Raw genomic sequence first — 25,699 nt, forward strand, 5'->3', positions numbered from 1 at the left:
CGGAACCGATTCGGGAAATGAGGGGCCACTCTGGGAATTAATTACATAATTTATAGAGTGGTGTTTTTTTCTATTTTGTTAAATAGCGATAAACGGTGGTACGGAAGATCTCCATCATTTCAGCAATATCTTTAATGGGTGTTTTATTTGCAGTTAGAAAGATTAACGATAATCTCAAAAGAGGATTATCCACCTCAGTATTATGATTGGTTGGAAAAACAAAAAGCTCTTCAGGAAATAGGTAGTACAAAAGGGGAAATATCATCAACTAAAGTTGGATAAAGAAAAGCTCAACTTCTCCCAAAGTATAAAGAGGTTGAGCTTCTTTAACTTCTTGCGTTTCGCTATAAATATTTTAATGCTAATACAAGTAAGATAAAATATATCCCAGCTAGAATGTAAAATAATCTCGTGATAATAGAAGGTGTTTTTGCAGTTAGAAGAGTAACTAGTAATGCTACTGGATTTAATATATTTTTTTGACATAAATAATCCCATACCAATAAGTACTACCCCCACTAAGATGAAAAAAATTTCTCCGATACCATTTAAATGTCGTCTCCTAATTTGCTGTTTAGAGAACAAAAAATGCCAGGTAAACAGCGACAATAGCAATTACAAAAAAGCCTATTTTAGCTACATAATAAGGAATGAAAGCAAGGAGATTTCGAGATTCTATATCTAAGAATACATCGATTAATGACTTTGGTTTCTCTCGTCTATGATGGTTTTTGTTATAGAAAATACCAACTAATAATGAACTAATACCAATCATTAAACCTAAGACTTCAACAGCTCTCATATTTTCCCCAGTTCTTTTCTGTTTACAAGTCATTCTAAATAACTGTTCATTCCTACTCTTATTTTAGACAACTTTTTATTGCAGGGACCATTCAACCATATAAGTAATTTCAGATACGTTTATGAAACAAGCACTCTCATTAATATAAGAATGCTTGTCCCATAATCTTGAAGTTATATTATCTAAAAAACCGAACATAGATCGCATAAAGATAGATGCCTATATAAACAAGGCTTATTATTTTTGCCTAGAAAAGTGAAAAATCCTTTCTCTCGAAACATGATTACAAAATAACCAATACAAAGAATCACCATTATGATAAATCTTGGAGCGAAAACAAGCTGTGACAATAAAGAAGACAAATCTGTGTTTTCTAATCCCGCTGTTGGATTCATGATGAACTCCTTACCTAAAATATCAAAATTTAAGTGGCGTTAGTGTTAGGTGTAAAATGCAGAATAAATAAAACAATACCAATAGCAACGAATAGAACTTTATATACATATCATGCAATATATTTAAAATCAAAGTAACAATAAAATCACCTTGAATATAGCCCGACGAAGATTTTTTAGCTCTTAAATAAGAGTCCTATGATTATAAAAATAACACTAAAAATAATTAACATTATTTTAGTTCCCATAGATCTAGCCACCTACAATTCTGCTATATGGCTCTCTGTTCTAGGTAACGTATTACCATATTGAATTAAGTGTAACGAATTTATTACAAACCTATGGATTTAAATTCTTTATATTATTGCGGTCACTTCTCTGATTTTAATTAGCATAAACATATTATCTTTGAGTTTAATACCTTATGTGTAAAACATAGTTAAGAATAATACAGCAGTTGAAAGAATAACATAAAGGAGTATTTCAGAAGATTTCCCAGCTCTCTCAAGCTGAATCCATGAAAGAAGGCAAAAAGCTGCTGTCAAACCAAAACTTAAAAAGAACCAGAAACTAGTTCCTCTGTTTCTATATATTAAATTAATAATTCCAATCGGCACGAACATAATCCTTAGAAGGTAAACCATTTTTATTCCTCACATTTATAAAAAGATCAGTAGTAGTGCTCCCAAAACACTTCTTACGATGCAGCCATGAGTAATAAATGTTAGTCCTGTCGGGTAGGTCAGGCTCTTAGCAGAGCATGGTGTATATCCAAAAAAGAATTTATTACTCTTTCATTTTTCTTTATTCAAGATGCCAATTGGTTTGAGAATAGTAAAGGGAATGTTAGTGTACTTATAGTTGTATTGTTCTGGATCTTCTATTTCAGTGAAAAAGAGATTTAAGGTAACGAAGACCAGCTCAAACCCCTCTTTTTCCCCATAAAAAATTCTTTTTTATTTCTTTGTAAGATAAAAAGTAATCAATACCACAAACAATACTGAGGTTAATGCTACTATATACATTGCTTCTCTAGAAAAATTCTTTTTCCATCTATTCACAAATTGTTTCGAAAGTCCTTTTCCTCCTGCTGATTCTTCATACAAATCTTTTTTAAATTTATTACGTTGTAAATGAAGCAATATCCAAGTAAGGATAACCAATCCCACGCATATATATCCAATTAGATTCCAATTCATTGCATTACCACTCATTTCGAATTTAATTTTAGATTGCTTCTTTAGGTATGCTCTATAGCAATAACTAACATTTATACAAAAAACCCCCTAAATGAATTAGATCTTACTCTTGTTAGGATCAAATTCATTTAGGAGAAAGATAGCATTATTTCATTAAAGTCTTACAATATGTTTATAAGCACTCATCCAAAACAATAACCATTACTCCTTTTGTATCCCAATCGAGGATCAACATACCTATCAATTACTTTTGCTATTATTTGACCAACACTATTCCCCGAAATTTGTAGGGCTATATTAAGAGCAGACCCCATAAATTTTTTTAAGGCAGAGGTTTGTTTACGTACAAATCTTGCCCTGACAAGTCTGGTAAGACCTTGCCAATGTCTTTTTAAAAACATATTTAACGCTTTTCTCGATGCATACCATTCCCATCCCCCCATAAAACTATTGCTAGATCGATAGTTGTTGCTACATAGGAATTTTTTATAGCAAATCTTCCATCTGGATCTATATAATTTATGGGATTGTTTTTCGTGTATGAATATTTATTCATGCTTAGTGGATTATTTTCAAACCCTTCAAATGTGTCCTGTGTTAAAAATCTCCCCGTTTTTGAATCATAATACCTTGACTGTAAATAAGAAAGACCCGTCTCCTTATCATATCGATATCCCGCATAGAGATAAGGATTCACAACTGTACCTGTTTGTTTCACAATATTCCCAAATGCATCATAGTCATAAGTGTTTACTATCCCACCTGTAGAATTCGTTAAAGCTACTACATCTCCATGACCATTAAGCTGGTAATAATACGTTTGACCCCCACGCGTCATACTTACAGGTTGATTCTCATTCCATGTATAACTTGCGACTACATTGTTACTACTATCTGTCTCATAAGCTACGTTGTTATTCTCATCGTAGTGGAACGTAATTGTTCCAGAGGCAGTCGTCATCGTTTTGCGCATACCCTTGGAATCATAGGTAAACGATGCAAGCGTATTTCCACTGTTATCTTTTACAGCTGTAAGCCTGTCTCCGTTGTCATAAACGTACGTTTTATTTCCATCACCAGTTAGATTCCCATTGTTATCATAGGTATAACTTGTCCCATTAACATCAGAAATTTGATTTGCATTATCATAGTGATAAGTTGTTGTAGTTGCACTTCCTCCACTTGGAGTGACTGTCATCGTTAGTCGATTCCCTACTTCGTCGTACGTATAATCATAGGTAGTTCCATCTGGACGCTTTTCTTGCTTCAATTGATCTAACTCGTCATATATAACTGGTAGTACCAGCGTTAGAGATAACGGAAGTAATTCTTCCTTTATTATCATAGATATAGCGGAAGTTATCTAATATTGTTCCGTTTGTATTGTAATTGGTTTGTTGAGTTAAATTTCCTACTCCATCATATTTGTATAAAGAAACAGTACCATCGGCATTTTTCTTACTAGCCACACGATTGGCTTCATCATACGTAAAAGCAGCACGTGTACTACTGTTTTCTTGAATTTTAGTTAACTGATCCAGTACATCAAATGTATTATCTTGGGTGAGCGTTGTACCCCCAGCTACATATTTTCGTTGTTGGACATTTCCATTCTTATCATACGTATAGGTGACAGTGTTGCTATTTCCCTCATCCTTGGTTTTTAGTTTGTTGTCAGAGTCATAGGTGAAGGTAGTGACTTGATTATTCGATTTATCTGTTTCCTTTGTTATATTCCCATTGGGATCATACTCAAAGGTGTAGCGAGAAACTCCATCATAAGAAATAGAATCCTGACGATCCACTGAATTATAACCAAACTCAATGGTATGATTATCTGGCTTGGTGACTTTGGTTACATTTCCATTCAAATCGTAGTCATATTGGGTAACTCTATTTAATGCATCCGTAACCTTTTTCACCAAATTTAACTCATTATAATCATAGGTAGTCTCGTGATTCTTTGCGTCTATTACTTTTGTTTTGTTTCCATTGTTATCATATTGGTACTTGGTGATGTTGTTTTTTGCATCGGTAACTTGGGTTAATTGATCCAATCCATTATACGAATACTGGGAAGTATCACTACCTGTTTTCTCCGTCTTTACATTTCCAACTGCATCATAGGTTTTATCTATGGTGTTACCTATTGCATCAGTTGTTTTGGTTTCGTAGTTTCCATTCGCATCATAGGTATGCTGGGTACGAATCGAACCGACGGTGATTTTGGCTGCATCAAACCAAGCTGTTCCGGTTTGTAAGCTATATTCATAGTAGACTCGTATATGATCAAATGCTTTTGTTGTTTTAATCGTAGCAGCTAAGTTTTGCCAATCGTGAGATTTGGAGCTGTCAAAGTTATAGGTAAACTTCTCTTGTAACGTATTGGCTGCATCATAGGTATTGATGATATACCCATACACTTTACCAGCTGTAGGTCCTGTTACTTTGGAAACCCCAGCTACAGTAAACGTTGCCCCTACCCCACCACTGACTTGAATATCTTGGTACACTGACTTATAACTAGAAGGATCCCCGACTAATTTGACCGTGTTGTTTCCATCATATTTTTCTACGGTATTGATTCCATCCCCAGAAGAAACATTTCCCACTAAAGTCCAGCGGTCTGGAATACTGTCGGTAGGATCGGTATCTCGTTCAAAACTACTATTTTCTAATGTGTTATAGGCTCCATAGTACCCTTCTTCCACTTGAAACCATCGAACCAATAGGTTCCGGAACCCGAAGTAGAATATCCCCGAATCTCCAATTGGTTGGTACCTGCAGGTAAATCCCCCGGATTGATTACTACATGCAATCGAGTGGTGTCTTGTGTACCAGTAATATAGCTACTAGGAATAGCTACATAAGTTCCATTGGTCGTATTAAAGCCAAATGCATAAATCATGGCTCGACCTGTTGCTCCTGATGTCTTAGCATAACCACTAAATACATACGTTTTGGTAGCATCATAGGGAATTCGGTCGCTATCTACTGCTGTCGTGCTGGTTGGGTTCGTGATTTTCAAGCTCTTTTTCCCAAGAGTAATCCCATCCGTCATTCTGTTTTCTCCCATTACCAATACTATTTTTTTGAAATTAGTAAGTTTCTCCAATTCTATTTTTATTTCGTCTAATCCAACTTCCATTGGATCAGCAATATGTAGCTCTAAAACTTCTCCTAATAAAAATTCTACTGCAAAAGGGCTAACCATTGAGTGGAGTAATATCCGTGCGTTATAAGTAAAGTCTAAATCCATTGATTTCTGATCATCTACATAGGATGAATTCAAAAGATGTAATTCTTTTATCACTCCATCATGAATGCTTACTTTTTCTTTGAATTCCTCTAGATCAATTTTAGTTTTTAGTTCATAGAAATCATTTAAATCTCCGACTTCAATAAAGTTCTTGCCCATTTCCTCATTCTCCTAATTTTTTTGAAAACCTCACAAGAAGGATCCTTGTGAGGTTTTATTATTAACAATCATCTAGATATTCTTATATTACTTTTGTCTGATGTCTGAAAGAAATCAAGAAATGTACGTTTTGATTGTCTAATATTAAACTTTTTGATTATTTCTTCTCTTCTATCCAAATAAGCAGTTCCTCGATTTTCTCCTCTAATGATTCTTCTATTTCCTTTACGGTAAGGTGAGTAAGATAACCAGCTTTTGTACCACAATGCCATATGTTTTCAATAGCTTGATCAGCTTCTTTTCCATTCACTAGTAGTTTTTCATCTACATAATATCTTACTGTTACTGTAGAATCATACATCTCTTCGAAACAATCTTGTGATGTAAGATAATCAAACTCATCACCATCCAATCCTCTACTAATTAGTACTTTAAAATCAATTAGACCTTTTGCTATGAATTGACCTTTGTATTTTTCCTGTAATTTCATTGCTAGTTGTTCACAATCGGACTCAAACTTTGCAATATTTTCTTTTAATTTCTGATCCCATTGATCCTTACTATATTTGATAGATTTACTAGAATCATCAAATATTTTAGATAACCATTTAGAAATCAATTTAGACACTTCCTTTGTTTCGTAAGAAAAAGGCTTTTCCCTTTACGAATTTACGAAAAGAAAATGACCGAGATCCTTTTGGATTGGTTCATTTTCTATTATGATGTTCTAAAATCCCTCAGTAGAGTTTGCTGGGACTAATAGCTTTTTAATCAACTAATTAAATATCCTATCGACAACTTTTTCATCTTCTTGATTGGTTCATGCTACTTCGTTTATACCAATCTAACAAGAGCAACCTCGCATCATCGTAGCTTTTAAATTCTTCTAATAGATCTTTGTGAGATTTTATTTCTTCTTCAATGATTTTATACTGAGGATACTGATCAAAGAAATTTTCCTTTATCAAATGCAATTGTTTTTCATTTATTCTAACGCTGTCTGAAATTACATTAGTAAGTAAAGCTGCAATTTCTGTACAATAATAATCAAAATCAAAAATAAAGTCATTTTCCTCTAATTCTTCTAATTTAGAAAAAACAGCATGAATATCATCTCTGGGAAATTTAGCTCTTAGTTTTTTTCTTTGTTCTTTTAACTGAACAATGTAATCCGTTATTTTACACCTCTTGAGGAGCTTCACAGTAAAATGTGAAGCTCTAAATATTTTCTATAAAGTCTTAATCTCAAACAGTAATGATTCTACTAACTGATGAAATTTCCATTGGAATCATATTTAGATCCTTATAATAACTAGACATGAATGAAATCTACTAATTTATTTTTCTTCCATTGCACATGGGACATTTTTGCACTATTCGATTTTTGGCATCCCATACTTCTCCACAATTCGTACACAATACCAATTCATCATCTAATTTTGTTACTGGAAGCAATGGATCAAGGATAATTTCCTCTCCAAATCGGCTGAAATTCCCAATCCAATTTGGCACCTCACGATATAATAGACGTCGAGTTACCATTCTGTTTTCTCCCATTACCAATACTATTTTTTTGAAATTAGTAAGTTTTTCCCATTCCATTTCTATTTCGTCTAATCCAACTTCCGTTGGGTCAGCAATATGTAGTTCTAAAACTCCTCCTAATAAAAATTCTACTGCAAAAGGGTTATCCATTGAGTGGAGTAATATCCGTGCATTATACGTAAAGTCTAAATCCATTGATTTTTGAGTATCTACATAGGATGAATTCAAAAGGTGTAATTCTTTTATCAATCCATCATGAATGCTTATTTTTTCTTTAAGTTTTTGTAGATCAATTTTAGTTTTCAATTCAAAAAACTCATTTAAATCCCCTACTTCAATAAAATTCTTGCCCATTTTTCATTCTCCTTATTTTTCGAAGACCCACAAGAAAGATCTTTGCGGGATTTAATTACCTGAAATTATACTTCCTTCACCAGTGTGAGAAGTTGTATTATGTTGGCATCTCGTGACTATGAAAATCTACTTTATTTCTTTTGACAAAATTACATGTGTGAATGCAGAGGAAGAGAAACTTACACATTTTATTTTGAGAAAGACAGTTAAAAAAATAACCAACACCCATCCAAGAGCTTAAACATTCGTTACTTAGTGAGGATCATTTTTTGCACTTTAATGAATATGGATATCTTCCAGATCAAGAATATAGTTTGTTCTGAGCCGTATACAGGGACACCCTCCATTTGATCACACCCCTAGTCGTATCATTTTGAGAAAATTGTACGTTTAGACATTTCTTAGACACAATATATCAGATTACCTGTACGTTAAGGATCATGGTAAACTCTTCTTATGACTTGAGAGGAGCTACAACATGATCTTTTTATCGGAGGCAAAGAATGATTATTAGAGAAATGATTGCAAACGATATACCTGAACTTGCACAGTTATACAGACAATTTTGGAATGAAGACTCTCGTGTCGAAACCATGCACATGCAGTTTAATAAATTCAAAAAAAACAATTCACACATATTAGTCAGTGCGATTGAAAATAACAAGTTGATTGGCTCGATTATGGGGGTAATATGCGATGAATTATATGGTGATTGTAAGCCTTTTTTAGTTCTTGAAAACATGATAGTTGATAAAAATTATAGAAACAAAGGAGTGGGTAAAGCATTATTATCCGAGCTTGAGAAAATAGCTGTCAAGAGGAATTGTACCCAGGTGATACTTGTAACAGAAAGTAACAGGATTGATGCATGTGAGTTCTATGAGTCAGCAGGGTATAACTCTCGAACTCATAAAGGGTTTAAAAAGAAACTCACCTAGGGGACACACTGGAAAATATATGTATCTATCGTGCCGCTTTTGGAGTCACCTTGGTAAAAAATAGATGGTATTCGCTTATTGTTGTCCACTGTAGGTGAAGAAATAAACCTTTACACACGACATAACACAAGATATAACACACAATTTCCTGAAATATTCAGAATCTCTTCGCTACTATTTCAGCTTTTTCAAATCCTTCTTGACAGTGGAACGATGTAGATTTGACTCATTTAACAATTTTCCAAGATTCTGGCCCTAAATGGGCTACTTCTTTTTCTGACCACTCAGAAATTACGAGTTAATATGGGGGGTGGTGTAACAGAGGTGTGTTACACCACCCCCCTATTACACGAGAGCGTGTCTTTTTCCTTTTTTCTTCCCTTTTTCCCTAAACTTTGGCTATTCAACAGACCTGAAAATGATTTATATTTTAAATATCGATAAAAATAAGGATGTATTCAACATGCAATTTCAATTAAGTAAAAAATTTCAATTAAGTAAAAAATATTTATACGCGTTTATCCTTGTCTTCATAATAGAAATCATTATAGCCACTTTCATTGACAATAGTTTTATCAGGTCATACGTTGGTGATGTTTTGGTTGTAGTGCTGATTTACTGTTTCATTAAAGCATTTATAGCAACCAAATTTAAACAGTTTCCGTTGTGTATATTCATTTTTGCCCTTTTAGTAGAAATTGGACAGTATTTCAATCTAGTAAGGTTACTTAATCTTGACGACTATGAGATTGCGCGGATAATTATTGGGACTACATTAGATTTAAAGGATATTGCCTGTTACTTGGTGGGCTGTGTTGGGTTGTTCCTGTTTGAAAAGTTAAAACAGCGCACAGTTGATAAAAGAAATAAGGGAAAGATGACTTGAGAACCCTATTACTCAAGTCATTTATTTATGTATTAGGCCACATGTTAGGCTCCAGCACAAATCGATACCAGAGTAGAGATATCTAACTTGTTAATATCTACATTCTTCAGATCATTTACCACGCTACTATCACTCCTTTTGGATAGATCATACTTTATCCCCTCTACATTGCAATAATAGTTCCGTATCTTCTATTGTGCTTGTTCGAAATCCAAAATATTTTCTAATCTGAACACGATGCGACTTCGCAGATCTTCCACTCAAATTAAAATGTTGGAGATCATCCAGAGCTACACTGGCTTGTTTCGCAATATATTGGCCCAGTGACAGGGTTGCTGCTCTAATTCGTCAGATAAATTTCACTTCCTATAATCAACCGTTACTTTGGGTACATGAACGATTCTCACATTGAGAAGCCACACCACAATTAAAAACTACCAACTAAGAAAGGGAGGGTGAATATTCACCCTCCCTTTCTTAGTTTTTGATTACTTCTTCTTCTTGTCCTGGTTGTTCTGCTGAATCTTCTTCGCAGTCTCCTTGGTGATCTTGATCTTCATGTTGCTACCGATGTCCGTGGACTTGGCCTTGCCGTCATTCTTACCCATTGTGTTCCTTTCGAGCTGTGTCTTCGGGGCTGTTCCTCTGCTGACATGAACAACTCTAGCAGACGACCGGAACATCCACCACTCGAGACGATGTGATGTACCTCACACTCAGGCGCATCGGGACAAATCGGGCTGATCGCCGAGCCAATAACTTCTAAATGTCAGATAAGTTATACTAGCCCTTGTCTAAAGATGGTTTAACTTATCTGACATTACTTTTCGACTCCCCGTACCCCAATTAGAGCCCATCATGAATAGAGAAAATTCACCAACTACTTGTGCGTTAAGCAGTTGGTGAATTTGTGTCTAAAATATGCCCAAGCGTACAATTTTCTTTTTTGGGAACGGAGACCCCTATCCCTGAATTGGAGCCTCACTCACTTCAACTATCTGTCAACGCCTACCGCTGAACCGTTTGATCGCTTCCTCCGTCACCGGCTCGAAGAGGTTAACGAGGTTGCCGTCGGGATCGCGGAACAGCATGGAACGGTTCCCCCACGGCATCATAGTTGGTTCCTTTACCCAAACGTCGACAAATGGCTTCAAGCGCGCGTATTCGGCTTCGACATCGTCGACGTGGAACTCGATGATAACAGTGTGATTGTTGGCAGCCACTACGGAATCAGCGCCGAATAGTTGCGCCGTCTGGGAGTGGCCGATTGCCAGGGTGCATGATTGCACAACAAGTTCGGCAAAAACGGGCGCGGGGCGCTCCGCCGAAACACCCATGACTTTCTCATAGAAAGCGACGAGACGATCCACGTCGTCGGTAATGATGCGTACAGAAGCTAAATTCACAAGATATCATCCTTCCTTTAAGGTCCAGTGACAGGTGAAGCTGCTCTAGTCCATAGAATAATTTCTATAAAATATTATTACTAATAAAGATCTGATCAATGAATTTTATAAATTCATCCCAAGTACAATTGTGAACCAGCTGAGCAAGGGTATTTTGTTCTGAGATCCACCATTTTATACTATAGATCTTCCTTAGGGCCCAGTGACAAAGGTTCCTCCGATAGACCGCACACTAAGGGGCCACACTGGGAGACGCTTTTGGACTTATCCCAGACACAAATTCACGTTGTATCGCATAGTTATCTGAATTAAAATTAAATACAGATAACTATAAGCAAGGGATACTTTTGAAAAAACTATTAGCTACAGGATTGGATTTAGGGCTTATTGCCTCTCTAACTGCAACCACTTCCATTGTTGATGCAAAAACTACAGCAAAGCATTTCAAGAACTGCACAGAGATGCATAAGACATATAAAGGTGGCGTTGCTCGCTACTCTACAACCAAGAATAAAGGCGGCAAAACGTACTACAAACCCTATGTTTCCAAAGTTATATATGATGCAAACACCAAGCTTGATCGAGACAAAGATCAAATCGCTTGCGAAAGATAAATTCTATGCCACTTCTCATGAGGTGGTATTTTTTATGTCCAAATTTAGGAGGGATATCATGAGAAAGTATCTACTAGGGGTCCCCGTACTACGACCCCTATAGGGGAAAGCGTATATTATACGAGACTTCAAATACAAATGGCTGATAGAATGAAGTCAAAGAATCATAAAAAAGCGGTTGATGTTTAAAATGCACTATGACCTGACGGTTCGCGTTCTGGTCCGTCACATCGATTCCATTGCCTGTAATCAATTGTTACTTTACGCTCTATGGAGGGGTTGCGGGGAGATACGTGTAATTTTAGGACATAAGCTGTTTAATATTTCCAGTCGTGAGTTCTATGTCACTTTTTTAGTTAGTTAGGCAGCCAATTCATAAGGTATGGAGCACTTGGATAGCTCCATAAGTGTCACAGAATACAACTTCTACGTCAGATTTTTTGGAAGTATCTTTCAAAGGTAATATCAGCACGCCAATGTGTTATAGTGAAGATACCAGCAGTAGGCAAAAGTCTACTGCATGAGCGGAGGAGCAATTGTGACTGGAATCGTGAACGGTGGAGTAACCATCGACAATTTCTATGTCTTTCCTGACGAGAAAGCAGACGTGCGTGGAAGCCTCGCAATCAGTCTGAAAGATGGGTACACTCGTAAGGAATTGATCTCTTCTCTGAAGGAACAGGTTCGTCGGATCGAATCCGCAATTACGAATAAGTTCCAGAAGATCGACGTAGAGTTCTACCTTCCAGATAGCGACACTCTTTTCTTCACGTTCCAAATCGGAGAAGAACTCGACGCAGCAAGCTACGAGTTGAGGTGCGAAGACATTTCCTCCCCGGAAACCATGAAGGTGATCGGGTTCGCTAAGGAGATTCATCGCACATTCTTCTCCCAGAACTGAACAGGTATCCGCTCGCTGGTGGGGTGTCATTCGACACCCCGCCAGACTGCTTTTATAGGGGTAAGAACATCACCGTTTTAAAAGTAATTGGTAAATATTCCTTGCTTATGTCCTATTTTTACACTTATCTCCCCTGAACCCCTATGGAAAGAACCTTGTTACTGAGCCTTTAAATGCAAACTAAGAAAGGGAGGGTGGATTAATCACCCTCCCTTTCTTAGTTTTTGGTTACTTCTTCTTCTTGTCCTGGTTGTTCTGGTTGTCCTGGATCTTCTGTGCAGTCTTCTTCGAGATCGTAAGCCTCATGTTACTACCGACGTCGGTAGCCTTCTTGTTCTTGCCGTCATTCTTACCCATTGTGCTTCCTTTCGGTCTGCGTCTCCGGGGCTGTTCCCCTGCTGACATGAACAACTCTACACAACCGGAACAGCTAGCACCAGTCGAGGCGGTGTGATGTATCTCACACTCGGACGGCTCAGTGATCACCGCGCCAATAGCTTCTAAATGTCAGTGAAAGGCGAAGTAGGGAGCCGAGCACCAGAGACACATCAACTTCCTTCTTGGTTACAGATTTTTTAACAAGTGGAGTTCATATTGGAAAGTATACTTGATATACTTTTGGGTCTAAACTTCTGAGTTATACGACGATTTTATATTCAAGTAAAAGTGTGTTCTGGGAAATATTCAGGAGGCAAATGCGTGAGATATTTCCCAGAATATTGATTCTAGGAAATAAAAAATAAGAGCAGCTTTCGCTACTCTTATTTAAAAATTGAGATAACAAGTGTGGCAATCAATATGGGTAATCCAGCAACCCCCACAAGCATGGTTATAAAAGCGATTAATTCGTTCCATGTTACATTTTTGTTATCCATTTTTCCCCTCCATCCCTGTTGTTTTTGATAAAGGGATTAACAACTATTTAGGAAGGAGACTTATGTCTATAAGATCCGATAGAGGGTGAAAATCATTATAGCAAATATAAAGAGTAATTTGTCTTACTTATTAAAATTTTTGTTTCAATAGACTAAGGGCATTACATTTAGGACGAAACTCGTGGTGACAGGGTTCCTACCATTAACCGCAAAGTATCATTGGGAGGATAAATACCTGAAAATATTGAAAATACTTAAACAATACAGCAAAACCTAGACGATTTCCTTCTGTTTTATTTCCCATCGCTAAATGGAGCTCATTTGGTAATAAAGTAAAATGCTCGATAAGTTCTTCTTCGTTCCAATTTCTCTTCACTGATGTTACCTCGTATCTCTAAGGTGTTTATTTTTCAATAGTATAATTCCTCACCTAGAGAACCAGCAAGATAAGCAAAAAAATCCAACATATTTACTACGATTTACTTTTATTGGAATCTATCTGATGGACTAGAGCACGAACCGTCTCATAGAGTGCTTACAGGAAAATTAGAAAAGAGGTGGTTCCGTCAAGCAATAGACTTGACGGAACATGACACCTTCAAAAGGGGGTTAAACGGTTCGTCTTAGCGGCGACCGCGTTCCACTCTCTCCGTACCGTCGAAGTAGGTGAGAGTGGTAACGAAATTTCCGTCAGCTTGAATCTCGGTAACCGACTTCTTCAACGTACCACTGGTGTAAGTGATGGTCTGAGTAGACCCGCCCTTCGGGTACTTCTTGATCACACGAGTCCAGTTAGAACTGGAAGCAGTCAGAACCTCAGTGCCATCATCGAGAACAATCTTGGCGTCAGCCATGAACACTCCTTTAAAAGGATCGATTTGACTCTAGTTCATACTAGATTTCAATACTAATTATGCATGATAGGCAAAAGAAAATAAATCCCGCATTTTTGCCCATCCCCTCGGAAAGGTGGAATAAGCATTACAATTGGGATGCTTGGTCTATATTGTAATACATACACAGACCAAGCACATTTTCTCTCTCAGCCCTTTGTTTAAGAACCAGAAAGATCAGCGTTCTTGATCACCTTCTGGAGAGTTGATCCGATCCTTGCCATGGTAGGAGCGAGGGCAGCAGCAACAATTGCTGCACTCTGCTTTGCTTCAGGATCGTTGGGGTTTTCGCGAAAAGCAGTAAAAATCTCCACTCCCCACTCCGTAACAAGACCAGACTGGAGTGTGATCTCTCCGTTGGTGTACTTTTGGATTTTCTGAGCCTTCTCGAGAAGACTGTCAGCCATTAACAACTCACTTTCGATGAGATGGGATCAAATAAACATCTAAAGAATAACACAAAATGAAAATTTAAACCCAGACTGAATTAAACCCAGCATCCGTGCAACCAAGTGTAATTTGCTACAAGGGATTATGTGTACATAAATGATATCGTGAAATGTAATCTCTTAGCTTTAACAAAAGGTGAGAATGAGGTAATGAACATTGGTTCTGGAATTGAAATGCATATGAAAGAGATTTACGAGGTTATGAAAAAAGTATATAAACATGATCTTCCATTGCTAAGAAAGGGTGAGCGGAAAGGAGATGTTCAAAGAAGTTGCCTGAATAGCAAAAAAGCAAAGGAAATATTGGGATGGGAACCTACTGTTTCTTTAGATGAGGGGTTACAAAAGCTTCTGAAATATCATCAAGAAATAAGTGGTTCATTTCTGATTGGTTCAAATTGATTGTAAAACAAAAGTGGATTTTTGTATGTCCATCTTTGTTTTTTGGTTTAATTAGGTTTTTATTGCATCAACGATAAGGGAAGAAAATTTAATCTCTCCTCCTTGATTACGTTGATCAAAGCGAAGAGAACGATATATTTTTCCGTTACTCGGATTCCAAGGATGGTAATGAAAATTCCCACTTTGATCGAAATACTCTAATTTTTGTATTTTAAAACCTACCTCTTCAAACATAGTTGTTAATGTATGGTGATTGTATACAATTTTGTGGCTAGAAGCAGGATGATCTATCAGTCCTGGTCCACCTATTTGTACGAAGCGTTGATACTCATCATCTGGAAAGTATCCATCTGGAACAGCACAGCGAATATAACCATCTTGTTTTAAGAACTCGTAGCAATTGCGTGCCGCAATGATTCCTTCTTGATCAGTAAGATGTTCCCAAACATGTTCTGCTAGGATAGCAGTGATAGTCCCTTGTTTAAAATGCTTTATCCAATCTTTTTGGTTTACAAGGTTAAGTTCCTCTTCTTGTAGGTGAATCCAACCTGGATTATTAATAAAGTTGCCAGCACCAACTACAATACGTATTTCTTCTACATGCATAACAATTACTCCTAATCATTGTTGAAATGTCTTAAAAATAAGCACTTCATTTTATGTACTTTTTTTATGTGTTTTAGCCCAAACGACATCCTAAAGAGTTCCGCCAAGTAGATTTCCTCAGGCACACGCAGGAAATATCTTTTCCCCTATTAAAAATTTTATGATAATTACATTTTATCGTAGTACAGGCTGATATTAAATAAATTAGTTTTAATTGTAATGTAATGGGGGTAGTGAGGGTTGCTGCTCTAGTTCGTCACATAGATTCCATTTTCTATAATCAACCGTTACTTTTGGTACATGAGCAATTCTCACATTGAGGGGCCATACCTCAATTAAAAACCCTCTCCTTCATATAAATCAGCCATCCAACCAGTGATAACGGTATGCCATGGCAATTACAAAAATCTGTAATCATGGAACGAAATTTCTTGAAACAGGATATGTCTTGTTAAACTACCGACATTTGCGATTAGAAAACTCAGTTAATGATTTGAACACCGTAGTCAACGAACTAGGCTTTTTTTATGTATGTAACACATAAACTTGATAAAACATAACAAATATGTTATGTTTTAAATATGAGCAAAGTGAATTGGATACCCTACACAACAAGCACTGGCAAATGTCCCATTCAGGATTTCCTGAATAGTCTAAACGCAAAAGACCATGCCAGAGCCATTCGAACACTGGAATTTGTACAACAGCATGGTATAAACGTTGGCAAACCATACGTCGAATTCTTCAAACGACAAAAAATTGGAGAAGTTCGATTTAAGGGCAAAGATAACCTCCATCGAGTTATGTTTTTCCATTGGGAAGGGAATAACTTTGTCCTTACTCATGATTTTGTAAAAAAAGACCAAAAAACACCAAACATAGAAATACAAAGAGCTGTCCGATATCGGGAGGACTATTTTAAATCGAAAGGAGTTTAAAACACAAATGAGCTGGCTTGAAGAACACAAACAAAAAGCAATGAAAGATCCTGAGTTCAAAACCGAATATGAGAATTTGGAATTTGAATTTCTAGTTCGAAGCATTTTAGTCGAAAGTCGCAAAGAAGCCGGAAAAACACAAAGAGAAGTTGGAGCGTTAATGGAAACAAAACAAAGTGCCATTTCTCGATGGGAAAAGCATCCCGAACAAATGACATTGAAAAATCTTAAAGAATACGCTGATGCCATAGGCGCAAAAATACACATTACATTAGAAAAAAATGAATCTCCCAATAAAGTGTAATCTCCATAATTTGAAGGTTTTTTATTTTCATCCTGGGGTAGTGACAGGGTAGTTGCTCTAATTCGTCAGATAAATTCCATTTCCTATAATCAACCGTTACTTTGGGTACATGAACGATTCTCACATTGAGAAGCCACACCTCAATTAAAAACTACCAACTAAGAAAGGGAGGGTGAATATTCACCCTCCCTTTCTTAGTTTTTGCTTACTTCTTCTTCTTGTCCTGGTTGTCCTGCTGAATCTTCTTCGCGGTCTCCTTGGTGATCTTGATCTTCATGTTGCTACCGATGTCCGTGGACTTGGCCTTGCCGTCATTCTTACCCATTGTGTTCCTTTCGAGCTGTTTCTTCGGGGCTGTTCCCCTGCTGACATGAACAACTCTACACGACCGGAACAGCTAGCACTAGTCGAAGCCGTGTGATGTATCTCACACTCAAGGTGCAGGATGGCTCAGTGATCGATCGCCAAGCCAATAACTTTCTAAATGTCAATGTAAGGTGAAGTAGGGAGCCAAGCGCCAGTGGCACATCAACTCCCCCCTATCATTTAAAACTACCTATTTGGGAACGTGAAGCTTGTACTCTGTTTATTTTTCTTCGTAGAATGTACATTCTACGAAGAAAAATAAACTCTAAATAAAAGCTGAAAATAATCAAGATGAATAAGCACAAACTCCTTGATATAAAAGAGTCTGTGCTCATTACTTGTTTTGTTTCATATTTGTGGTCTGTCAGTCATAAGGACGGAATTTTTTCCTGTTGGATTTTAATTCATCCTCTTTCTCTTGGATTTCTTTTTTTAAAAACAATGAAGGGTTTCCACTAAAAATGGGAATGATTCTCCCCTTGTCGATCAAGTATTTGATGGATTGGCGGGTAACTCCAAGGTATTCGGCGACTTGGTTCGTCGTCATTACCTCGGTGTTAAGAAATCGAGATAACTCTTCTCTATCTTTGAAATGGTATATGATTCTTCCTCCTAATGCTAACGGCGTACAGTACGGTAAATTATCATAGTTAAAATTAGAATCAAAAATACAACGTCCAAAATTGTAATAGTAAACGTTTTTGGTACTATTAGGCGATAACTCCAATAAGCGATAACCGCCAACCAGAATGCTAAGTCCTTCATATTTTTACACAACCGAGTTTTACAGATATAATGTAGTTAGGAAAGGGAGCCGTTAACTCCCTTCCTGTTTTACTCTTTTGGTGACTTGTCACTTTTGACATGGATGTGGATTTCAACATCTGCATCCGTGTTGATGGTGACTTGTATTTTGTTTGCTGACTCTTTTTCTTCTTTCTCCTTCTGTTCCTGCTTTTCTTTCTTTTCTCTGTTATCCGCTACAAACTGCCAGCAACAACAACCTTAATTGAATCCTTGTAGGAATTGAAAGACGGAAGAATATAGGAAGGCATCTACTTCGACACTGAGTTTAAGGCGATGGAGGCTGTTAGATTTGATTAATTTGATCACTAATAACAAAATAATATTCGCCACATGAAATAGTGAAGGATAAAGTGCATCTGTCAGTTATTGGTTTTTCCATTCTCGCCTAAGTTTTATTAATTTTTCTTTTGTATCGGTTTTTTCATCAGGTGTGTATACATTTAAAAGGATATTTTGATGCTCTGCCAATAAAAATGTATTGTACTCTAGACTCAATAATCCTGCTCTAGGATGTAAGACACCTTTTTTTCCTTCAGGTATACCAATTACTTCGTGTTCTTCCCACCAATGCTTAAATTCCAAACTAGTAGCCTTTAAGTTTTCAATGATTTCCATATACCATGGATCGTCAATATTTTTCGCATAATAAGTCCGAAATTGAGCCAATAATCGTTTCGCCATAGATTCCCAATCGATAAATAAATTACGATAGGTTTGATCCGTAAACATTCTCCAAATTAAATTTCTTCCTAACTGATTCATTTTAGAAAAATCACCAAAAACTGCACAAGCCATCCTATTCCAAGCGATTACTTCCCAATGATTTCCTACTATGTATGCTGGACAAATTTGTAGGTCATCCAGCATCATCTGCAGAGATGAGGAAATTCCTTGTTCCTTTGATAAGCTTTCCTCTTTGGTTAACCAAGAGGCAGCCAAGGTAAACAAGTAGTTCTTCTCATCATTATCTAACTGCAATGTTCTGGCGATACTTTCTAAAACTTGTTCCGAAACCTTTATTTGTCTGCCTTGCTCCAAATACGTATACCAAGTGACAGAAACGCCAGCTAAAGCAGCAACTTCTTCTCTTCTAAGCCCTTTTATTCGTCTTCTCGTAGATTGTTGGGCTAACCCCGCTGCCTGTGGTGTTAAACGCAATCGCCGTGTTTTTAAAAAATTCGCTAGCTCTTTATTTCTTAGTGATGGATTCACAAGGAGGACTCCTTTTTAAACTGGTAGTTTTACTACTATCATTAGCAATACAAGCAGAAACTCTCTCCTTCTTATTATACCTAATGTCCATTAGCATAAGCTTATACCAATAAGGAAGGAAGATTTCTCATGCAAGCAGCTATTTTACATCAAGTAGGTACTCCATTAGAAGTGAAGGAACTCTCCACACCTGTCCTACATGATTCTAGTGTTCGGGTACGTGTATCAGCAACACATATTCTCTCTTTTACTAACCAAGTGGTGGGGGGTCAATTTCCATTTCCTTTACCAACCCCATATACACCAGGCTTATGTGCAATTGGAATAGTCGAAGAGGTAGCGGAAGATGTGACGGAAATCAAGATCGGACAAAAAGTATTTTGTAGTCCACTCATTTCTTCACGAAATAACACTACAAACCCAGAGCGTATTTTAAAAGGCTGGATTGGTTTGACTGCTAATTGTGAGAACTTATTAAACCAGTGGAAAGAAGGTACATTTGCCCAGCAGGCTGTTTATCCGGTTGAATGTGTTACACCGATTGACCATATCAGTCATTATGATGATGCTCATCTGGCTTGTATGTACTATTTAAGTATTGCATATGGCGCTTTCCTTCGAAGCAATTTTGCTCCCGGACAATCTGTCGTAATCAATGGTGCAACAGGTAATTTAGGAACTGCTTCTGTAATCGTTGCTTTAGCATTAGGAGCATCTAAAGTTTATGCTGTTGGTAGAAACGTAGATATTCTTCAATCCATTTCCAAGTTAAATCCAAAACGCATCCAAAGTATTCCTCTACCTGATCAGGAAACGGATTATGAGACTACATTTACTTCCAATATTGGAGAAGCAGACGTACTCATCGATGTTGTCGGGTTAATGAATCATCCATCACTTATAAATGCAGGATTATCTATATTAAAACAAAAAGGAACAGCTGTATTTGCTGGAGGTGTTTTAGTAGATATTCCTCTGTCTTATCTTACTGTTCTCACAAAAGAACTTACGATTACGGGGTCCTCCATGTACCCCAATGATGCACCTGCGGAAATTGCCAACCTGATTCAAGCGGGATTATTGGATATTACTGCATTTCAACCAAAAACGTATCCATTACATGATATTAATCAAGCTATTGCAGAAGCTGCTACTGCTCGTGGACTTCATTACAGCATCCTAAAACCATAAGAAAAACTAGGAGGTGCATGAGATGAGTGACAAAGTTATCCTAGTAACTGGTTCAACAGATGGAATAGGCAAACAAACTGCTATGGAACTAGCAGATAGAGGTTTTACGGTTCTTCTTCATGGTAGAAACACAGAACGTGGTGCTGCCGTATTGGAAGAAATCCAAAAACGTACTGGAAATAAAAAATGTAAATATTACCTTGCTGATTTTTCGTCTCTCAATGAAGTATACCAAGTTGCAGATCAAATAACTAAAGATTACCCTTCCATTGATATATTGATTAACAATGCTGGCATCGGGAGTGGCAATTTAAACGATCATCAAAGAAAATTTAGCCAAGATGGTTATGAATTGCGCCTTGCTGTCAATTATTTAGCACCATTTTTATTAACCAATCTTTTGCTTTCAAACCTTAAACAATCATTGTCAGCAAGAATTATAAATGTTTCTTCAGTTGGACAAGATCCCATTGATTTATCCAATATTATGTTAGAACAAAACTATTCTCCTTTTCATGCTTATAAACGCAGTAAACTGGCACTTACGGCATTTACATTTTTATTAGCAAAAAAATGTGCTGACTATCCCATGACAGTAAACTGTCTCCATCCTGGTTCCTTACTCAATACAAAAATGGTACGAGAGAGTAAAATCTTGCCATTGGGTCGTGTTAAAACTGGTGCTGATGCCATTTTACATCTTGCCCTTTCCCCAAAACTAGAAAAGGTAACGGGTGAATACTTTGATAAGAAAACAAAAGCAACAGCAAATTATCAAGCTTATGATGAAAAATTCCAGCTCGATCTATGGGGATTAAGTGAAAAACTAACAAAATTACATGAGATATAATTCCAAAACAAGGAAGTTTCTTATATATTAACGAATAACAACCTTTGTCATTGACTTGGCTACAAAGGTTGTTATTCGTATAATTGTTAAAGATTTGATTCGTATTCTTTTACTCTTCTGTAAAAAGTATTACTTTTCATCCCTACTATTTTCATTGCTTCCACAGCTGTTATTCTTTTTTGTTTCCAATCCACATAGGCGGATTTAATGTTTCATCAATCTCGATTTTCTTTCCACCAAATTTCGTTCCATTCTGAAGTGCTACCCGAATTCCTTCTTCTTGCCTTTCTCGTATTCTTTTCCGTTCATCTTCTGCCATGTAACTTAGTAGTTGCAAGATCAAATCGGAAATTAGCGATTCAATTCCGTTCAAATCCTTATATTTCATAAATGAGTGTGTCTCATACTATAGGTCTGGACGACATCCAGTTGTCCAGACACACGAATATAAAGAAGTCATATAGATGAGAGTCGTCCGATGACGGCTCTTTTAATTTGCAAACATGGAGTTGATCGAATGATCCCAAAACTCAGAGAAGGTGATGAAAGCAGACTAAAGGATGGTAGAAAAGGGGTAGTTTACTACATCAATCGTAGAATTAAGCACTACCAGGTAATATGCATGGATGATTATCATGAGCTTGTGAGGTTTGAGGATGTGAAAACAGGTGGACCAGCTACGAAATTCGCAACTGGTCAATAAACCTTAGTTAGAGAGGAAGAGACTACCCCTTCTGGACATCGGTATGATCGGTTTGCAGGTCAGTGATGTGCGTATCCTTGCGGACCTTCACGCGCATGAACCGACGACCGTCCTTGTGCTCATGGAAAATCGTGGTTCCATTGAACCAGACCTTGACCCCATCAGAAGAGACGCTGTCAGGCTCACGAGTAGGGGTTCGGGGAAGATACATGTAATTTCAGGACAAAAGCTGTTTAATATTTTCATTTATGAGTTCTATGTCATTTAGGTAACCAATTTATAAGGCATGGAGATAACCAAGTGCTCCATAAGTGTCACAGAATACTAATTCTGCGCTATTTATATTGACCATTAATCTTCTCTACTCTAACATATTAAATATAAGTGTGTCCTCCCTCCACTTTTGGAAGCTGAAAATGGATCATGGAAAATCAGTAGAAGCTGCACTTCAGTTCGTACTTGATGAGATTTTTGATGGTTACAGTGTTGGAGGAGTTAAAAGAAAATGACTAAAATCATTGAGAGCTTCGTTCCCTACCAAGGTGAACATTGCGAAACGACCGCTATGGGAAATTTGCTTCAATTTGCAGGATTCCAACTGACAGAGCCGATGCTGTTTGGTCTTGGACAAGGACTCGGATTTATTTATTGGGATTCGAAGAAAATGAATTTCCCGTTCATCGGAGGAAGGATAAAACCGGATATATTGACGGCCAACCTTGCCAACAAGCTAGGTCTGATCGTCAATATTCAAGAAACATCTTCCGTCAACAAAGCATGGAAAAATGTACAGAGCTGCATCGATCGCGGAAATCTGGTCGGGTTGAAATTGGATTCTTATTATCTGGACTATTTCACAAATAAAGTGCACTTTGCAGGCCACTCTGCGGTCCTATATGGCGCGGATGACGAATTTGCCTACATGGCAGATACTGCACAACAGGGCGGATTGGTGAAAACACGTTTGACAAGCTTGGCAGCAGCCAGAAATGCAAAAGGGTCCATGAGTTCCCGAAATCGTTCCTTTACGCTTGAGCTGAATGACGCTTTGCCACCCCTCGTTCCCGCTATACGTGCATCTTTGACCAAGAATGCGTATGACTATTTGAACCCCCCTATTCGCAATATTGGGAATAAAGGTATAGTTAAAATGAGCAATGAAATTCTGAAGTGGCCTTCTCGAAGCAACAACATCGAGCATGATTTGTGTTTGACCGCAATGCTGATGGAACGTGCGGGAACCGGCGGCGCTTTGTTCCGGAATCTGTATCGAGATTTCCTGAAAGAATGTGTTGATCTATTAGAAAACCCGAAAATCGAACAAGCACACCGTTTGTTTACGGAGATCGCTCCCATGTGGGTCAGTACTTCGAATTTAATCGATAGTGCGGGAAAAACAGGAAACCTCCAGATTTTACAGCAAGTATCCAGACTTTTACTCGAGATTGCGGATAAAGAACAAGTAGCAATGAAGTTATTGTTATGAAGAAATGATTCGTCATCGATTGTTCATTTCTATTATAGAAAATAACAAATTGATATTTTTTTCACTTATACACGGAAAACAGCGATTGCTAGTTAACATCCTCCAAACTTCGCCATAAATAAAAAACAGCATATGCTTCCCAGTTTTTCCAAGGCTCAAATATAGCTTTGATCTCTTCTAACTTGGGTTTATGTTCTCGCTTTAAAACATATTTTAATGCATTGTGCAAACCAACATCTCCAATTGGGAAAGACGCTGGATTACGAAAGCACCGCATCATTGCATAGTGAGCAGTCCAAGGCCCTACTCCTCTTATGGAAAGTAGTTTTTGCTCCGCATTTTGGAAGTCCTTTATCAATTCTGTTTTGGAGAGATTCCCTTTTTGAAACTCCTTCGCTATACCAACGATATATTCTGCTTTTTTGCTAGTGAATTGTAGTTCCCGCAATATTGTTATGGAATGATCATTAAAAGCAAATGGAGTTGGAAATAACCAATATTTTCGCCCTTTCCATTCATATGACCGGCCAAATTGCTTGACAAACCTCCTTTTTAAGGTGTAAGCAAATGACAAATTGATCTGCTGACCAATCACAGCCCAGCACAGAGCTTCAAACAAATCCGGAATTCCAACGATCCGCAGTCCATAAAACCGCTTGATAAGATCCGATAAAACTGGATCTTTTTCCGCTGATTCATAGAAGACTTCAAGCTTTGTATCCAAATCAAGCCATTCGCGAATATGATTCGTAATTTGTTGCAATGCTTGATTGGTTTGAGGAATCCTATCAATGAAGTTAATTTGTAATATGTTTTTATTCGGATTGCTTACTTCGATTAGAATGAACTGATTTTCTACTTCCAACAATTTGTATATTTTTCTATCCTCGATATAGTGCAATACTTCAATAGAAGAGCGGGATAAATACACGAGAACTTCATCAAAATTGAAAGTTTCTGGTAAATATAATATAAGGGGATTGCTAGAATGCATAACGGGCATGTCCTTTATCGATATAGTCATGATATCCCTCCAGCTGAAGCAGTTTCTTTTTATTGTTTAGTCCTCCGCCAAATCCAGTAAGTGTTTTGTTTTTGCCAATCACACGATGACATGGAACAATCATTGGAATCGGATTTGCTCCATTTGCTGTTCCTACTGCGCGTACCGCTTTGGAATTTCCAATCGCTTCAGCAATCTCTGCATAACTCCTTATTTCTCCATAAGGAATACGTTGCAGGGCTCTCCAAACTTCTACACGAAATTTCGTACCTCGCATATCTAGAGGAAGATCAAAGGTCTCCCTTTTTCCTATGAAATATTCTAACAATTGCTCTTTGTAAACTTGCAGCTTATCAGGATCCTTTTTTATTTTTGCATTTGAAATATATTTCGTTATCCATCCCTCAAGCATTTCTCGTGATTCGTTAGGCCATAAAATACGACAAAGCCCTATATCTGTTGCGGCTAAATAAAAACTTTTATTTTGGAAAAACGGAGTTACCATTTCATCCCAATAAACTAACGTTTCTTTTTCATTCGATTTCATCTATGTATCCCCTCGTTTTCTTTTTATATATCGATACTCATTTGGCTGGAGTTTTATATATTTTTTAAATACCATGGAAAAATGAGAAGGGCTGCGAAACCCAACCTCTTTTGAGATTTGTGTAATGTTTTTTTCAGTAGACCGGAGGTCATTTTTTGCTCTTTCCAATCTTTCATTAAGCAAAAACTGTGCTGGAGTTATCCCCACTTCTCTTTTAAAAACCCTTTGTAAATGATAGGGACTGACCAAAAAGTGAGCTGACAAATCGTGTAAAGTAATAGTATGACACATATTATTCTGCAAGAAAACTTTTAACTTTTCCACCATCCGTCTATCTGGATTGAGTTTTCCTATCTCTTCTGGTTTACATCTCTTACAAGGTCGAAACCCAGCAATAATCGCTTGCTCCACTGTTTGAAAGATAAGGACGTTTTCTCTTTTTGGCGTTCTAGATTTACAGGACGGTCTACAGACAATTCCAGTTGTTTTGATTCCAGTATAATAAATACCATCATATTTGTTTTCCCGTTGGATAACGGTTTGGTATACCTGTTCAAAAAGAGATCGATTCATGTCTCTTCCCCCTATGAACACATTATACCGATTGTA

At 37.2% G+C, this 25,699-nt stretch carries 30 protein-coding genes and 1 pseudogene; 11 read left to right on the forward strand and 20 right to left on the reverse strand.

Annotation, left to right across the window (positions count from 1 at the left end; translation table 11 throughout):
- Window positions 1-70: 70 nt before the first annotated feature.
- From AC5WOC_RS02735 to AC5WOC_RS02775, 9 genes are all read right to left on the reverse strand, one after another.
- On the reverse strand, window positions 71-178 hold the full coding sequence (locus AC5WOC_RS02735; RefSeq protein ID WP_496053848.1) for a helix-turn-helix domain-containing protein: 108 nt from the start codon (window positions 176-178) through the stop codon (window positions 71-73).
- Window positions 179-574: 396 nt separating this feature from the next.
- Window positions 575-802, reverse strand: a complete 228-nt coding sequence (locus AC5WOC_RS02740) for a hypothetical protein (RefSeq protein ID WP_496053849.1) — start codon at window positions 800-802, stop codon at window positions 575-577.
- 1,351 nt (window positions 803-2,153) lie between these two features.
- A complete protein-coding gene (locus AC5WOC_RS02745) occupies window positions 2,154-2,396 on the reverse strand; it encodes a hypothetical protein (RefSeq protein ID WP_496053850.1) in 243 nt (80 codons plus the stop codon).
- 403 nt (window positions 2,397-2,799) lie between these two features.
- Complete coding sequence (locus AC5WOC_RS02750; RefSeq protein WP_496053851.1) at window positions 2,800-3,666, reverse strand: RHS repeat-associated core domain-containing protein; 867 nt, start codon at window positions 3,664-3,666, stop codon at window positions 2,800-2,802.
- 13 nt (window positions 3,667-3,679) lie between these two features.
- Complete coding sequence (locus tag AC5WOC_RS02755) at window positions 3,680-5,125, reverse strand: hypothetical protein (RefSeq protein ID WP_496053852.1); 1,446 nt, start codon at window positions 5,123-5,125, stop codon at window positions 3,680-3,682.
- Window positions 5,071-5,814 (reverse strand): hypothetical protein, encoded by a 744-nt coding sequence (locus AC5WOC_RS02760; RefSeq protein WP_496053853.1) that lies wholly within the window; start codon window positions 5,812-5,814, stop codon window positions 5,071-5,073. The genes AC5WOC_RS02755 and AC5WOC_RS02760 overlap by 55 nt, the downstream gene beginning before the upstream one ends.
- A gap of 157 nt (window positions 5,815-5,971) precedes the next feature.
- On the reverse strand, window positions 5,972-6,433 hold the full coding sequence (locus AC5WOC_RS02765; RefSeq protein WP_496053854.1) for a hypothetical protein: 462 nt from the start codon (window positions 6,431-6,433) through the stop codon (window positions 5,972-5,974).
- Between the two features lie 184 nt (window positions 6,434-6,617).
- Window positions 6,618-7,016, reverse strand: coding sequence for a YxiJ family protein (locus tag AC5WOC_RS02770; RefSeq protein ID WP_496053855.1), 399 nt, complete (start codon window positions 7,014-7,016; stop codon window positions 6,618-6,620).
- A gap of 130 nt (window positions 7,017-7,146) precedes the next feature.
- Complete coding sequence (locus AC5WOC_RS02775) at window positions 7,147-7,713, reverse strand: hypothetical protein (RefSeq protein WP_496053856.1); 567 nt, start codon at window positions 7,711-7,713, stop codon at window positions 7,147-7,149.
- A gap of 503 nt (window positions 7,714-8,216) precedes the next feature.
- On the opposite strand from AC5WOC_RS02775, the gene AC5WOC_RS02780 reads away from it, so the two are divergent.
- Window positions 8,217-8,651, forward strand: a complete 435-nt coding sequence (locus AC5WOC_RS02780; protein WP_496053857.1) for a GNAT family N-acetyltransferase — start codon at window positions 8,217-8,219, stop codon at window positions 8,649-8,651.
- Window positions 8,652-9,114: 463 nt separating this feature from the next.
- On the forward strand, window positions 9,115-9,537 hold the full coding sequence (locus AC5WOC_RS02785; protein WP_496053858.1) for a ribosomal maturation YjgA family protein: 423 nt from the start codon (window positions 9,115-9,117) through the stop codon (window positions 9,535-9,537).
- A gap of 1,001 nt (window positions 9,538-10,538) precedes the next feature.
- On the opposite strand, the gene AC5WOC_RS02790 is transcribed toward AC5WOC_RS02785, so the two are convergent.
- Window positions 10,539-10,943, reverse strand: coding sequence for a VOC family protein (locus AC5WOC_RS02790; protein ID WP_496053859.1), 405 nt, complete (start codon window positions 10,941-10,943; stop codon window positions 10,539-10,541).
- Between the two features lie 347 nt (window positions 10,944-11,290).
- Between AC5WOC_RS02790 and AC5WOC_RS02795 the strand changes: the two genes are divergently transcribed.
- Both AC5WOC_RS02795 and AC5WOC_RS02800 read left to right on the forward strand, forming a co-directional pair.
- Complete coding sequence (locus AC5WOC_RS02795; RefSeq protein ID WP_496053860.1) at window positions 11,291-11,557, forward strand: excalibur calcium-binding domain-containing protein; 267 nt, start codon at window positions 11,291-11,293, stop codon at window positions 11,555-11,557.
- A gap of 538 nt (window positions 11,558-12,095) precedes the next feature.
- Window positions 12,096-12,458, forward strand: a complete 363-nt coding sequence (locus AC5WOC_RS02800; protein ID WP_496053861.1) for a hypothetical protein — start codon at window positions 12,096-12,098, stop codon at window positions 12,456-12,458.
- Between the two features lie 1,077 nt (window positions 12,459-13,535).
- On the opposite strand, the gene AC5WOC_RS02805 is transcribed toward AC5WOC_RS02800, so the two are convergent.
- The 3 genes from AC5WOC_RS02805 to AC5WOC_RS02815 form a co-directional block, all read right to left on the reverse strand.
- Window positions 13,536-13,709, reverse strand: coding sequence for a DUF4158 domain-containing protein (locus AC5WOC_RS02805; protein WP_496053862.1), 174 nt, complete (start codon window positions 13,707-13,709; stop codon window positions 13,536-13,538).
- A 247-nt stretch (window positions 13,710-13,956) separates the two neighbouring features.
- Complete coding sequence (locus tag AC5WOC_RS02810) at window positions 13,957-14,187, reverse strand: hypothetical protein (protein ID WP_496053863.1); 231 nt, start codon at window positions 14,185-14,187, stop codon at window positions 13,957-13,959.
- Window positions 14,188-14,387: 200 nt separating this feature from the next.
- The gene (locus AC5WOC_RS02815; RefSeq protein WP_496053864.1) at window positions 14,388-14,633 is read right to left on the reverse strand and encodes a hypothetical protein; all 246 of its coding nucleotides are present in this window, start codon (window positions 14,631-14,633) and stop codon (window positions 14,388-14,390) included.
- A gap of 126 nt (window positions 14,634-14,759) precedes the next feature.
- Here AC5WOC_RS02815 and AC5WOC_RS02820 point away from each other — a divergent pair.
- Window positions 14,760-15,077 (forward strand): annotated as a pseudogene (locus AC5WOC_RS02820) (GDP-mannose 4,6-dehydratase); the annotation flags it as partial.
- Between the two features lie 51 nt (window positions 15,078-15,128).
- Here AC5WOC_RS02820 and AC5WOC_RS02825 read toward each other — a convergent pair.
- Window positions 15,129-15,683 carry a class I SAM-dependent methyltransferase gene (locus tag AC5WOC_RS02825; RefSeq protein WP_496053865.1) on the reverse strand — a complete coding sequence of 185 codons (555 nt, stop codon included), beginning with the start codon at window positions 15,681-15,683 and terminating at the stop codon, window positions 15,129-15,131.
- A gap of 581 nt (window positions 15,684-16,264) precedes the next feature.
- Between AC5WOC_RS02825 and AC5WOC_RS02830 the strand changes: the two genes are divergently transcribed.
- Together AC5WOC_RS02830 and AC5WOC_RS02835 are read left to right on the forward strand one after the other, a co-directional pair.
- Window positions 16,265-16,621: a type II toxin-antitoxin system RelE/ParE family toxin gene (locus tag AC5WOC_RS02830; RefSeq protein WP_496053866.1), complete on the forward strand. Its 357-nt coding sequence runs from the start codon at window positions 16,265-16,267 to the stop codon at window positions 16,619-16,621.
- A gap of 7 nt (window positions 16,622-16,628) precedes the next feature.
- Window positions 16,629-16,925, forward strand: a complete 297-nt coding sequence (locus AC5WOC_RS02835) for a helix-turn-helix domain-containing protein (protein WP_496053867.1) — start codon at window positions 16,629-16,631, stop codon at window positions 16,923-16,925.
- 730 nt (window positions 16,926-17,655) lie between these two features.
- Here AC5WOC_RS02835 and AC5WOC_RS02840 read toward each other — a convergent pair.
- Together AC5WOC_RS02840 and AC5WOC_RS02845 are read right to left on the reverse strand one after the other, a co-directional pair.
- The gene (locus AC5WOC_RS02840; protein WP_496053868.1) at window positions 17,656-18,018 is read right to left on the reverse strand and encodes a helix-turn-helix domain-containing protein; all 363 of its coding nucleotides are present in this window, start codon (window positions 18,016-18,018) and stop codon (window positions 17,656-17,658) included.
- Between the two features lie 443 nt (window positions 18,019-18,461).
- A complete protein-coding gene (locus AC5WOC_RS02845) occupies window positions 18,462-19,310 on the reverse strand; it encodes a helix-turn-helix transcriptional regulator (RefSeq protein ID WP_496053869.1) in 849 nt (282 codons plus the stop codon).
- A gap of 129 nt (window positions 19,311-19,439) precedes the next feature.
- On the opposite strand from AC5WOC_RS02845, the gene AC5WOC_RS02850 reads away from it, so the two are divergent.
- Together AC5WOC_RS02850 and AC5WOC_RS02855 are read left to right on the forward strand one after the other, a co-directional pair.
- Entirely contained in the window at window positions 19,440-20,501 is a 1,062-nt protein-coding gene (locus AC5WOC_RS02850) for a zinc-binding dehydrogenase (RefSeq protein WP_496053870.1), read from the forward strand.
- Between the two features lie 22 nt (window positions 20,502-20,523).
- Window positions 20,524-21,351 carry an SDR family NAD(P)-dependent oxidoreductase gene (locus tag AC5WOC_RS02855; RefSeq protein ID WP_496053871.1) on the forward strand — a complete coding sequence of 276 codons (828 nt, stop codon included), beginning with the start codon at window positions 20,524-20,526 and terminating at the stop codon, window positions 21,349-21,351.
- A 169-nt stretch (window positions 21,352-21,520) separates the two neighbouring features.
- On the opposite strand, the gene AC5WOC_RS02860 is transcribed toward AC5WOC_RS02855, so the two are convergent.
- Entirely contained in the window at window positions 21,521-21,739 is a 219-nt protein-coding gene (locus tag AC5WOC_RS02860; RefSeq protein WP_496053872.1) for a hypothetical protein, read from the reverse strand.
- Window positions 21,740-21,868: 129 nt separating this feature from the next.
- Here AC5WOC_RS02860 and AC5WOC_RS02865 point away from each other — a divergent pair, with 129 nt between their 5' ends.
- The gene (locus tag AC5WOC_RS02865; RefSeq protein ID WP_496053873.1) at window positions 21,869-22,054 is read left to right on the forward strand and encodes a hypothetical protein; all 186 of its coding nucleotides are present in this window, start codon (window positions 21,869-21,871) and stop codon (window positions 22,052-22,054) included.
- Between the two features lie 505 nt (window positions 22,055-22,559).
- On the forward strand, window positions 22,560-23,540 hold the full coding sequence (locus AC5WOC_RS02870) for a BtrH N-terminal domain-containing protein (RefSeq protein ID WP_496053874.1): 981 nt from the start codon (window positions 22,560-22,562) through the stop codon (window positions 23,538-23,540).
- 88 nt (window positions 23,541-23,628) lie between these two features.
- Here the strand turns inward: AC5WOC_RS02870 and AC5WOC_RS02875 are convergent, their stop codons facing one another.
- The 3 genes from AC5WOC_RS02875 to AC5WOC_RS02885 are packed head-to-tail and all read right to left on the reverse strand — an operon-like array spanning window position 23,629 to window position 25,663.
- Window positions 23,629-24,564 (reverse strand): DNA-3-methyladenine glycosylase family protein, encoded by a 936-nt coding sequence (locus AC5WOC_RS02875; protein WP_496053875.1) that lies wholly within the window; start codon window positions 24,562-24,564, stop codon window positions 23,629-23,631.
- Window positions 24,524-25,090, reverse strand: a complete 567-nt coding sequence (locus tag AC5WOC_RS02880) for a methylated-DNA--[protein]-cysteine S-methyltransferase (RefSeq protein ID WP_496053876.1) — start codon at window positions 25,088-25,090, stop codon at window positions 24,524-24,526. Before AC5WOC_RS02880 ends, AC5WOC_RS02875 begins: the two co-directional genes overlap by 41 nt.
- Window positions 25,091-25,663 carry a bifunctional transcriptional activator/DNA repair enzyme AdaA gene (locus tag AC5WOC_RS02885; protein ID WP_496053877.1) on the reverse strand — a complete coding sequence of 191 codons (573 nt, stop codon included), beginning with the start codon at window positions 25,661-25,663 and terminating at the stop codon, window positions 25,091-25,093.
- Between the last annotated feature and the right edge of the window lie 36 nt (window positions 25,664-25,699).

It is taken from the genome of Shimazuella sp. NTD247, from assembly GCF_059510415.1.